Origin of the sequence: Caballeronia sp. LZ008, from assembly GCF_031451435.1 — a bacterium.
Classification (GTDB): Bacteria; Pseudomonadota; Gammaproteobacteria; order Burkholderiales; family Burkholderiaceae; genus Caballeronia; species Caballeronia zhejiangensis.
Map to the genome: position 1 here is coordinate 2585958 of NZ_JARUXK010000001.1, position 9425 is coordinate 2595382.

The following is a 9425-nucleotide window of genomic DNA, read 5'->3' on the forward strand; positions in this document are numbered from 1 at the left end:
AACTTCCGTTGAACTTCAGTCTGCGCTAGTCCGAACCCTTTGGGCCGAACGGTGGGCTTAGTCAAAACTTACTAACGCACGAAACCCGCCGATACTCGCGCATCGACAGGCAACATGCGGTTGCGTCGACGTATTAGATACGACGGCGCTTCGGCGGACGGCAGCCGTTGTGCGGGACCGGCGTCACGTCGGAGATCGCGGTGATCTTGATGCCAAGACCATGCAACGCGCGCACCGCCGATTCGCGGCCAGGACCGGGGCCCTTGATCCGCACTTCGAGGTTCTTCACGCCGTATTCCATTGCCACGCGACCAGCCGATTCGGCTGCGACCTGAGCTGCGAAGGGCGTCGACTTACGCGAGCCCTTGAAGCCCTGACCACCCGAGGTCGCCCATGCCAGCGCGTTACCTTGACGGTCGGTGATCGTGATAATGGTGTTGTTGAACGACGCGTGAACGTGAACCACGCCCTCGGCGACGTTCTTCTTGACCTTCTTGCGAACGCGTTGCGCCGCGGAGTTGTTCGAAGCCTTAGCCATTACGTTTTCCTGTAACTGTCAGTTCCGCTTACTTCTTCAGCGATTGCGCTGCACGACGCGGACCCTTGCGCGTACGGGCATTCGTGCGCGTACGCTGGCCACGCAGGGGCAGGCCCTTGCGATGGCGCATGCCGCGGTAGCAACCCAAGTCCATCAGGCGCTTGATGTTCATCGTCACTTCACGGCGCAGGTCGCCTTCGACGATGAACTTGCCCACTTCGTCACGCAGCTTTTCGAGGTCTGCGTCGGTAAGGTCTTTGACCTTCTTCGAAAATTCCACGCCAGCAGCGGTGCAGATGCCACGCGAACGCGTGCGGCCGATGCCGAAGATTGCCGTCAGGCCGATCTCGGTATGCTGGTGATTCGGGATGTTAACCCCTGCGATACGAGCCATTGTTTTTCCTCAAACAAAAAGCGCAAGCAAAAGCGCGGCGTTCAGCCTTGACGCTGTTTGTGGCGCGGATCAGAGCTGCAAATCACGCGCACAACGCCCTTGCGCTTGATGATCTTGCAATTGCGGCAAATGCGCTTAACCGATGCCATCACTTTCATGATATTACCCTTTTTTCAAATCACTTCGCCCGGAACACGATCCGTGCACGAGACAGATCGTAAGGCGTCAATTCAACCGTAACCTTGTCGCCCGGCAGGATGCGGATGTAGTGCATCCGCATCTTTCCGGAAATATGTCCCAGGACGACATGGCCATTTTCCAATTTCACCCGGAAAGTAGCGTTGGGAAGGTTTTCGATGACCTCACCCTGCATCTGGATAACATCGTCTTTGGCCATAGTCCTTATTAACGCATCGGGACGTTGCCACCCTTGAAGTTTGCCTTCTTGAGCAGCGATTCATATTGTTGCGACATAACGTACGACTGCACCTGAGCCATGAAGTCCATCGTGACGACGACAATGATCAGCAGCGACGTTCCACCAAAATAAAACGGCACGTTCCAGCGCAACACCAGAAACTCAGGCAGCAGGCACACGAATACGATGTAGATCGCACCAGCCAGCGTAAGACGCGTGAGGATGCGGTCGATATATCGTGCAGTCTGATCGCCCGGACGGATACCCGGAACGAAAGCACCGCTCTTCTTCAAGTTGTCGGCGGTCTCCCGGCTGTTGAACACCAATGCGGTGTAGAAGAAGCAGAAGAAGACGATCGCCAACGCATACAGCAGCACGTACACGGGTTGACCGGGCTTCAGCGCCTCGGCCACGTTGTGCAGCGTGTTCGCGAACCAGTTGGTGCGCGTACCCGAACTGAACCAGTTCAGGATGGTTGCCGGGAAGAGGATGATCGACGACGCGAAGATCGGCGGAATCACACCCGACATGTTCAACTTCAGCGGCAGATGAGACGACTGTCCGCCGTAAATCTTGTTACCGACCTGGCGCTTCGCATAGTTCACGAGGATCTTGCGCTGACCGCGTTCGATGAACACGACCAGATACGTGACCGCCGCGATCAAGACCACGATGATGATCGCCGAGATGATGCTCATCGAACCGGTGCGAACCAGCTCGAACAGACCACCGATCGCGTTCGGGAAACCCGCTGCGATACCACCGAAGATGATGATCGAGATGCCGTTGCCGAGACCGCGCTCCGTGATCTGCTCACCGAGCCACATCAGGAACATCGTGCCCGTCACGAGCGTGACGACCGTCGTCAGCCGGAACACCATGCCGGGGTCCAGCACCAGAGCCGGCTGGTTTTCCAGCGCGACCGCGATACCGAACGCCTGGAAGGTCGCCAGAACCACCGTGAAAATACGCGTGTACTGCGTGATCTTACGTTGTCCCGCCTGCCCTTCCTTCTTCAGCGCCTCCATCTGCGGCGACACGATCGACAGCAACTGCATGATGATCGACGCCGAAATGTAGGGCATGATGCCCAGCGCAAAGATCGTGAACCGCGACAGTGCGCCACCCGAGAACATGTTGAACATGCCAAGGATGCCGCCCGACTGGCTCTGGAACAGCTTCGCCAGTTGATCCGGATCGATGCCGGGCACCGGAATATGCGCCCCAATGCGGTAGACGATCAGCGCAAGCAGCAGGAACACTGCACGCCGGCGCAGATCGCCGAATTTCGCCGCGCTTCGACCGGTTTTTGCGAGACTCGGGCTGTTAGCCAAGTACCTTCTCCGATGCTAGTGCTAGTAACGGCGAAAGCGCGTTACTCGGCGAAAGAGCCGCCAGCGGCTTCGATTGCCTCACGGGCGCCCTTCGTTGCCGTCAGGCCCTTCACCGTGACCTTGCGCGTGATCTCGCCGGTCTTGATGATCTTCGCGCTCTTGATGAGCTCGCCGACCAGACCCGCTTGCTTCAACGCCAACAGATCGATTTCGTCGACCGGCAGCTTCTCGAGATCAGCCAGGCGCACTTCACCGACGAATTCCTTCGTCAGCGAGGTGAAGCCGCGCTTCGGCAGACGACGCTGCAGAGGCATCTGACCGCCTTCGAAGCCGACTTTGTGAAAGCCGCCCGAACGCGATTTCTGACCCTTGTGGCCGCGGCCAGCGGTCTTGCCGAGGCCCGAACCGATACCGCGACCGACGCGACGCTTAGCGTGCTTCGCGCCTTCCGCCGGCTTCAGGTTATTCAATTCCATGTTCAACTCCTTGGATCCGTAGGTCGCGCTTAGGCGATGACCTTAACGAGGTACGAGACCTTGTTGATCATCCCGCGCACTGCCGGCGTGTCCTGCAGCTCGGAAACCGAGTTCAGGCGACGCAGGCCGAGGCCACGCACCGTTGCGCGGTGCGATTCGCGGGTCCCGATCAGGCTCTTGACGAGCTGAACCTTGACAGTTTTTTCAGACATGGTGACCACCTTAGCCCAGAATGTCTTCGACGGACTTACCACGCTTCGCAGCGATGTCTGCCGGGGTCGACTGCTTGCGCAGGCCGTCCAGCGTCGCACGAACGAGGTTGTACGGGTTCGTCGAACCGTGGCTCTTGGCCACAACGTTTTGAACGCCCATCACGTCGAACACTGCGCGCATCGGGCCGCCAGCGATCACGCCGGTACCGTCCTTCGCCGGAGCGAGGAGAACCGCCGATGCGCCGTGCTTGCCGTGCACTTCGTGTTGCAGCGTGCCGTTCTTCAGGGGCACCTTGAACATGTTGCGGCGGGCCTGCTCCATTGCCTTTTGAACGGCAACCGGAACTTCCTTGGCCTTGCCCTTGCCCATGCCGATCCGGCCGTCACCGTCGCCAACCACGGTCAGTGCGGCGAAGCCGAGAATACGGCCACCCTTCACGACCTTGGTCACGCGGTTGACCGAAATCATCTTTTCGCGCAGGCCGTCGTCGCGTTCGTCAGCCTGAACTTTCGCTTGCATCTTTGCCATGACGAATTCTTCCCTTAGAACTTGAGCCCGGCTTCACGCGCCGCATCAGCCAGCGCCTTCACGCGGCCGTGGTAGCGGAAACCCGAGCGGTCAAAGGCGACGGATTCGATGCCGGCAGCCTTGGCCTTTTCGGCGATACGCTTGCCGATCAAGGTCGCGGCGTTGACGTTGCCGCCCTTGCCCGACTTGTCGGCCAGTTGAGCGCGCACTTCAGCTTCCAGCGTCGAGGCGCTTGCCACGACCTTCGTGCCGCATGCCGAGAACACTTGCGCGTAGATATGCGTATTCGTGCGATGCACGGCCAGACGCGGAACCTGCAGCTCAGCGATCTTGATACGCGTCTGACGAGCGCGGCGCAGGCGAGATTGAGTCTTATCCATGATTGCGCACCCTTACTTCTTCTTCGTTTCTTTGAGGATCACGACCTCGTCGGAATAGCGCACGCCCTTGCCCTTGTACGGCTCGGGCGGACGATAGCCGCGCACTTCTGCTGCGGTCTGTCCGACTTTCTGCTTGTCGATCCCCTTGATCACGATTTCGGTCTGCGACGGGGTTTCAGCCTTGACGCCTTCCGGCATCTGGTGCACCACGGGGTGCGAGAAACCCAGCGACAGGTTCAGCTTGTCGCCTTGCGCTTGCGCACGATAACCGACGCCAACCAGCGTCAGCTTGCGCTCGAAACCCTTGGTGACGCCTTGCACCATGTTCGCCAGGAGGGCGCGCATCGTGCCGGACATCGCGTTCGCTTCGCGGCTTTCATCCGTCGGAGCCAGCTTCAACGTGCCGTCTTCGTTCGTCACGGCAACCAGCTTGTTGACCGGTTGCGAGATCGTGCCGAGCGGACCCTTCACGGTGATGACGTCGCTCTTGATGGCCACTTCCGCGCCTTGCAGCGCGATCGGGCTTTTACCTACTCGAGACATGTTTCTTCTCCTTAGGCGTTAAGCGACGTAGCAGATGACTTCGCCACCGACGCCGTTCTGGCGCGCCTTGCGGTCGGTCATCACACCCTTCGGCGTCGACACGATTGCAACGCCCAGGCCGTTCATCACGGTCGGGATGTCATTGCGACCGCGGTACACGCGCAGACCGGGCTTCGATACGCGCTCGAGGCGCTCGATAACCGGACGGCCAGCGTAGTACTTCAACGCGATGTTCAATTCCGTCTTCGCACCTTCCGACTTGACTGCGAAGTCGTCGATATAACCTTCGTCCTTCAAAACCTGCGCAATCGCAACCTTGACTTTCGACGAGGGCATAGTCACCGAAACCTTCTCGACCATCTGCGCATTGCGGATGCGAGTCAGCATATCGGCGATAGGATCACTCATGCTCATTTATGTTTCTCCTATTACCAGCTCGCCTTGGTCAGGCCAGGGATTTCGCCGCGGAAAGCGATTTCACGAATCTTGCCGCGTGCGAGTCCGAACTTGCGGAACGTGCCACGCGGACGACCCGTGATCGCGCAGCGGTTACGCTTGCGAGTGGGGTTCGAGTTACGCGGCAGTTGTTGCAGTGCCAGACGCGCGAGGTAACGCTCTTCGTCCGACTTGCTTGCGTCGTCGATCACAGCCTTCAGCTCAGCACGCTTCGGAGCGTACTTGGCTGCCAGGCGCGCGCGCTTCTTTTCACGTTCGATCAGTGCCAGTTTAGCCACGGTAACCTCAGTTTCTGAACGGGAACTTGAAGCCGGCGAGCAATGCCTTTGCTTCTTCGTCGGTCTTCGCGGTGGTCGTGATGCTGATGTTCAGCCCACGCAGCGCGTCGATCTTGTCGTAGTCGATTTCGGGGAAAATGATTTGCTCTTTCACACCGATGTTGTAGTTACCACGGCCGTCGAACGCCTTGCCCGACACACCGCGGAAGTCGCGCACGCGAGGCAGCGCAACCGTCACGAAACGGTCCAGGAATTCGTACATGGCATTGCCACGCAGGGTAACCATCGTGCCAATCGGGTAGCCTTCGCGGATCTTGAAACCAGCGATTGCCTTGCGCGACTTGGTGATGACGGGCTTTTGGCCCGCGATCTTCGTGAGGTCACCAACGGCGTGCTCAAGCACCTTCTTGTCAGCGACGGCTTCGCCAAGCCCCATATTCAGGGTGATCTTGGTGAGGCGCGGCACTTCCATAATCGACTTGTAGCCGAACTTTTCAACCAGTTCCGGCACAACCTTTTCTTTGTAAATCTCTTGCAGACGAGCCATTTTTTAACTCCGCGTCAGGCGTTAAGCGTGGCGCCGGTCGACTTCAAGAAGCGAACCTTCTTGCCGTCTTCGACCTTGATGCCCACACGCGATGCCTTGCCATTCGCGTCGACCAATGCGACGTTCGAAATATGCAGCGGCATCGTTTTGGCTTCCACACCGCCCGTCGTACCCTTCATCGGGTTCGGCTTCACGTGCTTCTTGACGAGGTTGATGCCCTCGACGGTGACACGGTCGTCCGCAACGGCCAGCACGGTGCCGCGCTTGCCCTTGTCCTTGCCGGTGGTGACGATGACTTCGTCACCCTTGCGAATCTTGTTCATCGCGACTCCTTACAGCACTTCCGGAGCGAGCGAAACGATCTTCATGAATCGTTCGCTACGCAGTTCACGCGTAACCGGCCCGAAAATACGCGTGCCGATCGGCTCGAGCTTCGTGTTCAGCAGAACGGCGGCATTGCCGTCAAACTTGATGAGCGAGCCATCCTGGCGACGCACGCCCTTGGCCGTACGAACGACCACGGCGTTGTAGATTTCGCCCTTTTTCACGCGTCCGCGCGGCGTCGCTTCCTTGACGGTCACCTTGATGATGTCGCCAATGCTTGCGTAACGACGCTTCGAGCCGCCGAGCACCTTGATGCACATGACTTCACGCGCACCCGTGTTGTCGGCCACTTCAAGCCGAGTTTCGGTCTGGATCATGGTTTATCTTTCCCAACTTAATCCGATTGCACCACCATGGCACAGCCGGTCAGTCTTGGTCCCGTCAGCCAAATGGCTGCTTGGGTTAGAACAGGCAGCAACGGCAGACGAAACCCGCCATCGCAATCCGGTGAATCTGTCGACTCAGGCTAGCGCCCGAACCGGCTTCCCCCACCAATTTCGCCCGCGACGGGGCTCCCACAAAGAGGGAAGACCGAGATTATAACAAATAATCCCGGTCTTGCAAGCGAAACTTACTGCGATACAACTACTTACAGCATCGCGGCACTACAACTTCAGCTTTAGATCACGCGAGCCGCTTCAACCAGCTTCGACACAACCCAGGCCTTCGTCTTCGAAATCGGACGAGTTTCCTGGATTTCGACGAGATCGCCTTCGTTGTACGTGTTCGCGTCGTCATGCGCGTGGTACTTCTTCGAACGCACGACGTACTTGCCGTAGATCGGATGCTTCACGCGGTGCTCGACCAGCACGGTGACCGTCTTGTCCATCTTGTTGCTGACGACCTTGCCGACCAGCGTCCGCTTGAGCGAGGTTTTTACGCTATCGTTCATTTCTGGTTCGCCTTCTCGGTCATGACGGTACGCACGCGTGCGATGTCGCGACGGACCTTCTTCAGCTGGCTCGTGTTCGTGAGCTGCTGGGTCGCGAGCTGCATACGCAAGCCAAATTGCGCCTTGAGCAGATCCGACAGCTCCTTGTTGAGCGCGGCCTGGTCTTTTTGGCGAAGTTCAGTTGCCTTCATCATTTACTCCTTAGGCGCCGAGCTGACGGACCACGAAGTTCGTCTTGAGCGGCAGCTTGGCTGCCGCCAGACGGAACGCTTCGCGCGCCAGTTCTTCGGAGACACCGTCCATTTCGTACAGCATCTTGCCCGGTTGAATTTCAGCGACGTAGTACTCAGGGTTACCCTTACCGTTACCCATACGCACTTCGGCCGGCTTTTGCGAAATCGGCTTGTCCGGGAAGATACGGATCCAGATCCGGCCGCCACGCTTGATGTGACGCGTCATTGCACGACGCGCCGCTTCGATTTGACGCGCGGTCAAACGGCCGCGACCGATAGCCTTCAGACCGTATTCACCGAACGACACCGCGTTGCCGCGCGTCGCCTTACCGGTGTTACGACCTTTCTGCTCTTTGCGATACTTTCTGCGTTTCGGTTGCAGCATCGTTATTCTCCAGTCTTCGCGTCACCGCCAGCGCGACGGGGTGCGCCACGACGCGCGCCGCCCGGAGCGCCTTCACCGTCACGGCGCGGACGGCGATCGCCACCCGGACGTGCGTTGCGGCGCGGACGCTTTTCTTCCGCCACTTCTTCCACGACCGGCGCTTCGTTGCGGCCCAGGGTATCGCCCTTGTAGACCCACACCTTCACGCCGATGATGCCGTACGTGGTCTTCGCTTCGGACGTCGCGTAGTCGATATCCGCACGCAGCGTATGGAGGGGCACGCGACCTTCGCGATACCACTCGGTACGAGCGATTTCGATACCGTTCAGACGACCCGCGCTCATGATCTTGATGCCTTGTGCACCAAGACGCATCGCGTTTTGCATCGCGCGCTTCATCGCACGGCGGAACATGATCCGGCGCTCGAGCTGCTGCGTGATGGAATCGGCGATCAGTTGCGCGTCCGTTTCCGGCTTGCGAATCTCTTCGATGTTGACGTGAACCGGAACGCCCATGCGCTTCTGCAGTTCAGCCTTCAGCGATTCGATGTCCTCGCCCTTCTTGCCGATGACAACGCCCGGACGCGAGCTGTAAATCGTGATGCGCGCGTTCTTCGCCGGACGCTCGATGACGACGCGACCAACCGAAGCGTTCTTCAGCTTCTTCTTCAGGTATTCACGAACACCGATGTCTTCCTGCAACATCGCCGCGAAATTGTTGTTGTTCGCATACCAGCGCGAAGCCCAATTGCGGCTGACGGCCAAACGGAAGCCAGTCGGATGAATTTTCTGTCCCATCGTTGGCTCCTTAATTCCCGACCGTCACAGTGATGTGACAGGATTGCTTCTCGATGCGGTTACCACGACCCTTTGCGCGTGCGGTGAAACGCTTCAGCGAAGCAGCCTTGTCGACGTAGATGCTCGTGATCTTGAGCTCGTCGATGTCGGCGCCTTCGTTGTGTTCCGCATTCGCGATCGCAGACAGCACGACCTTCTTGACGATACCCGCCGCCTTCTTCGGCGAGAACGTCAGGACGTTCAGCGCCTTGTCGACCGGCAAACCACGAATCTGGTCAGCCACAAGGCGCGTTTTCTGCGCCGAGATGCGGGCACCGCGATGAATTGCTTTCACTTCCATCTTGATTGCCCCTTATTTCTTGGCCTTCTTGTCGGCCGCGTGACCCTTGAACGTACGGGTCAGTGCGAACTCGCCAAGCTTGTGGCCGACCATGTTTTCCGTGACGTACACCGGAACGTGTTGGCGACCGTTGTGAACAGCGATCGTCAGACCGATGAAGTCCGGCAGAATCGTCGAACGACGCGACCAGGTCTTGATCGGCTTCTTGTCACGCGTCGATGCAGCCGCCTCAACCTTCTTCAGCAAATGAGCGTCGCAGAACGGACCTTTTTTAGCAGAACGTGTCATT

The 9425-nt window shown here is 58.6% G+C and carries 21 protein-coding genes; all 21 read right to left on the reverse strand.

Annotation, left to right across the window (positions count from 1 at the left end):
• Positions 1–133 precede the first annotated feature (133 nt).
• Positions 134–538 (reverse strand): 30S ribosomal protein S11, encoded by a 405-nt coding sequence (gene rpsK / locus QCE49_RS12015; protein WP_006052224.1) that lies wholly within the window; start codon positions 536–538, stop codon positions 134–136.
• 28 nt (positions 539–566) lie between these two features.
• The gene (gene rpsM / locus QCE49_RS12020) at positions 567–932 is read right to left on the reverse strand and encodes a 30S ribosomal protein S13 (RefSeq protein WP_008344037.1); all 366 of its coding nucleotides are present in this window, start codon (positions 930–932) and stop codon (positions 567–569) included.
• A gap of 41 nt (positions 933–973) precedes the next feature.
• Positions 974–1090: a 50S ribosomal protein L36 gene (gene rpmJ / locus QCE49_RS12025; protein ID WP_004199844.1), complete on the reverse strand. Its 117-nt coding sequence runs from the start codon at positions 1088–1090 to the stop codon at positions 974–976.
• Between the two features lie 20 nt (positions 1091–1110).
• Positions 1111–1329 carry a translation initiation factor IF-1 gene (infA, locus tag QCE49_RS12030; RefSeq protein ID WP_004521905.1) on the reverse strand — a complete coding sequence of 73 codons (219 nt, stop codon included), beginning with the start codon at positions 1327–1329 and terminating at the stop codon, positions 1111–1113.
• A gap of 8 nt (positions 1330–1337) precedes the next feature.
• Entirely contained in the window at positions 1338–2684 is a 1347-nt protein-coding gene (gene secY / locus QCE49_RS12035) for a preprotein translocase subunit SecY (RefSeq protein WP_008343935.1), read from the reverse strand.
• 41 nt (positions 2685–2725) lie between these two features.
• Positions 2726–3160: a 50S ribosomal protein L15 gene (gene rplO / locus QCE49_RS12040; RefSeq protein ID WP_008343934.1), complete on the reverse strand. Its 435-nt coding sequence runs from the start codon at positions 3158–3160 to the stop codon at positions 2726–2728.
• Between the two features lie 29 nt (positions 3161–3189).
• Complete coding sequence (gene rpmD, locus QCE49_RS12045; protein ID WP_006400644.1) at positions 3190–3372, reverse strand: 50S ribosomal protein L30; 183 nt, start codon at positions 3370–3372, stop codon at positions 3190–3192.
• 10 nt (positions 3373–3382) lie between these two features.
• Entirely contained in the window at positions 3383–3901 is a 519-nt protein-coding gene (gene rpsE / locus QCE49_RS12050) for a 30S ribosomal protein S5 (RefSeq protein WP_008343875.1), read from the reverse strand.
• A gap of 14 nt (positions 3902–3915) precedes the next feature.
• Complete coding sequence (gene rplR / locus QCE49_RS12055; RefSeq protein ID WP_062608727.1) at positions 3916–4281, reverse strand: 50S ribosomal protein L18; 366 nt, start codon at positions 4279–4281, stop codon at positions 3916–3918.
• A gap of 12 nt (positions 4282–4293) precedes the next feature.
• Positions 4294–4824 (reverse strand): 50S ribosomal protein L6, encoded by a 531-nt coding sequence (gene rplF / locus QCE49_RS12060; protein ID WP_008343868.1) that lies wholly within the window; start codon positions 4822–4824, stop codon positions 4294–4296.
• Between the two features lie 18 nt (positions 4825–4842).
• Positions 4843–5238 carry a 30S ribosomal protein S8 gene (gene rpsH / locus QCE49_RS12065; protein WP_008343866.1) on the reverse strand — a complete coding sequence of 132 codons (396 nt, stop codon included), beginning with the start codon at positions 5236–5238 and terminating at the stop codon, positions 4843–4845.
• Positions 5239–5252: 14 nt separating this feature from the next.
• Positions 5253–5558 (reverse strand): 30S ribosomal protein S14, encoded by a 306-nt coding sequence (rpsN, locus tag QCE49_RS12070; RefSeq protein WP_008343864.1) that lies wholly within the window; start codon positions 5556–5558, stop codon positions 5253–5255.
• 7 nt (positions 5559–5565) lie between these two features.
• Positions 5566–6105: a 50S ribosomal protein L5 gene (gene rplE, locus QCE49_RS12075; protein WP_008343862.1), complete on the reverse strand. Its 540-nt coding sequence runs from the start codon at positions 6103–6105 to the stop codon at positions 5566–5568.
• Between the two features lie 14 nt (positions 6106–6119).
• Complete coding sequence (gene rplX / locus QCE49_RS12080; RefSeq protein WP_008343860.1) at positions 6120–6428, reverse strand: 50S ribosomal protein L24; 309 nt, start codon at positions 6426–6428, stop codon at positions 6120–6122.
• Positions 6429–6437: 9 nt separating this feature from the next.
• Positions 6438–6806, reverse strand: a complete 369-nt coding sequence (gene rplN / locus QCE49_RS12085) for a 50S ribosomal protein L14 (RefSeq protein WP_006998478.1) — start codon at positions 6804–6806, stop codon at positions 6438–6440.
• A 302-nt stretch (positions 6807–7108) separates the two neighbouring features.
• On the reverse strand, positions 7109–7381 hold the full coding sequence (gene rpsQ, locus QCE49_RS12090) for a 30S ribosomal protein S17 (protein ID WP_008343854.1): 273 nt from the start codon (positions 7379–7381) through the stop codon (positions 7109–7111).
• Positions 7378–7572, reverse strand: a complete 195-nt coding sequence (gene rpmC, locus QCE49_RS12095) for a 50S ribosomal protein L29 (protein WP_008343853.1) — start codon at positions 7570–7572, stop codon at positions 7378–7380. The genes rpsQ and rpmC overlap by 4 nt, the downstream gene beginning before the upstream one ends.
• A 10-nt stretch (positions 7573–7582) precedes the next feature.
• Positions 7583–7999 (reverse strand): 50S ribosomal protein L16, encoded by a 417-nt coding sequence (gene rplP / locus QCE49_RS12100; protein ID WP_008343852.1) that lies wholly within the window; start codon positions 7997–7999, stop codon positions 7583–7585.
• Between the two features lie 2 nt (positions 8000–8001).
• The gene (gene rpsC, locus QCE49_RS12105) at positions 8002–8796 is read right to left on the reverse strand and encodes a 30S ribosomal protein S3 (RefSeq protein ID WP_008343851.1); all 795 of its coding nucleotides are present in this window, start codon (positions 8794–8796) and stop codon (positions 8002–8004) included.
• Positions 8797–8806: 10 nt separating this feature from the next.
• Positions 8807–9136, reverse strand: coding sequence for a 50S ribosomal protein L22 (rplV, locus tag QCE49_RS12110; RefSeq protein ID WP_007730533.1), 330 nt, complete (start codon positions 9134–9136; stop codon positions 8807–8809).
• Positions 9137–9148: 12 nt separating this feature from the next.
• On the reverse strand, positions 9149–9424 hold the full coding sequence (gene rpsS / locus QCE49_RS12115) for a 30S ribosomal protein S19 (RefSeq protein ID WP_008343850.1): 276 nt from the start codon (positions 9422–9424) through the stop codon (positions 9149–9151).
• Between the last annotated feature and the right edge of the window lies 1 nt (position 9425).